The organism is Nonomuraea sp. NPDC005983 (genome assembly GCF_040614375.1).
Classification (GTDB): domain Bacteria; phylum Actinomycetota; class Actinomycetes; order Streptosporangiales; family Streptosporangiaceae; genus Nonomuraea.
Genome location: NZ_JBEXUP010000294.1, coordinates 1 through 1,731, shown reverse-complemented (window position 1 = coordinate 1,731; position 1,731 = coordinate 1). Strand labels below are relative to the sequence as shown.

Sequence of the window (1,731 nt, the reverse complement as noted above, 5' to 3'; positions counted from 1 at the left end):
CCACGACCACCTCCCAACGTTGAAGAGGCAGCCAGCCTGGCGGGTTTACGGCCGGAGATCAATTACCCGTCCGAGATTCGGTGACGGGCCACTAGTGCTGTGACCGGAAAGGTTCACCGGGTTCGTGGGTGGCTGTCCTCTCCGGGGGGGACACGGCAGGCTTGTGCCGACGCCATGCCCTTGATCACTCGAAATCGATGCTGAAGACGATGGACACGCACAGGAGTCCCGCCAGGCCAAGGACAGCGAAAATCGCCAGCATGACGGTGGTGACCACCAATCTGTCCTTCCACGGCTTCGATGTCACCGCCACATGATCCCATGAGACGAGTTCGCCTCGATGATCCACATCGTGCGCCAGGGCGAGGTCGGCTCCGGTGACGCGCTCATCCGCGCCATGCGCCTGGTGGCCGCCGCCCTGTCCGGGATGGCCACCGCCGCCCACACCGCCATCGACCCGCTACGCGGCGACGGCGAGGCCGCCGACGCCGGGCAAGCCTTGATCAAGGCGGCGGCCGTGCTGCAGGAGGCCTCCATAAGAAATAACCCCTGGGTTCCCGAGCACCTCGCCAGGTCATTCGGTCCCAGGACCAGGGCGTTTTCCGTGTAGAGCGCGTCGCGCTGGTGGTTGAGGAGATCTCGGGATCGGTGAAGGTCCTCCCTCGTCGCTGAGATTTTTGTAGCGGTGGTGAAGCCGAGGAGTCGCGTGCCGGCCCCGGTCGAGGACGGCTTGGTCCGGTGCCGAGTGCCGCCCTGACAGAGGGCGTCTGCTCATGCGAGGGTCGGCTCCGTACAGCAGCTCAAGCGCCCCAGCCGCTGGCTGGGCCGGGTCGGCTGCCGTCGCAGGGTCCTGGACACGACCCCGGGCCGCTCCGGGACCGGCTGACCGTAGACGGCCTTGGGTTCCGGCGAACCCAAGGGTGCATAACCTCCCAGACCACCCCAATGACCGGTCTTACCTCTTGGGTTCGCGGGAACTCTGGGGTTTCAGCGGGTGCCCCCGGAATACGGCAGAAACGGGCCGCGCTCTTGATCATCGGTCGTAGATTCCGGCGTTCGGGAAAACGTTCGATAGATGAACACCCGAACACCCGCGGCTCGCTGCGGTCACGTCCCGATGCCGGCGCGACAGCGCAGCCAACGCACCAGCCAATGTCCGAACATGCGCGAACGCGTCGACCCGTTCCGCAGCCCTCTCGGCGAGGGAGTCCGACCTGCTTTCCTCAGGGCCGCCCAGCGCGTAACCGCGCTGGGCCCGCACCTCCGCCCGCCAGTGCCGGCGCAGCACATTGGTGGCGATGCCGTACAGCCACGGCAAGGCACTCGGCCTGGCCACGTCGTAGCGGCCCCGGCCACCAGGAACGTTTCAGCGACGACGTCATCGGCAAGATCGGCCCCGACCCGCCGCGCGCTGTACCTGTACAACTCGACGGCATAGCGGTCGAACAGCAGCCCAAAGTCCTCGTTAGCTCCGGCGACAAGATCGGCATCGGACACCAACCTGTTGATCTCCATCAGCGTGGTCCCGACAGATGTGCGTACGGTGACCCACGGCGCTGGTGTACCTCGCACGCCAACTTCGCAGTGTTCATGACCCTTCTTCCACCTACGAAGCCATTGAGTTCCATCGAGCGGCGGTTGCGTCCGCGGGAGTGGTGTACGAGTCTGGCCTGGTCACAGGCGTGGCGTCGTGAAATGAAGACGGCCATCGAGTGATCCTTCGAGTAGCAA

The 1,731-nt window shown here is 65.5% G+C and carries 1 protein-coding gene; it reads left to right on the top strand.

The features are described 5' to 3' along the window. Positions 1-340 precede the first annotated feature (340 nt). Positions 341-610 carry a hypothetical protein gene (locus ABZ297_RS46795; protein WP_355361084.1) on the top strand — a complete coding sequence of 90 codons (270 nt, stop codon included), beginning with the start codon at positions 341-343 and terminating at the stop codon, positions 608-610. Positions 611-1,731: the final 1,121 nt, after the last annotated feature.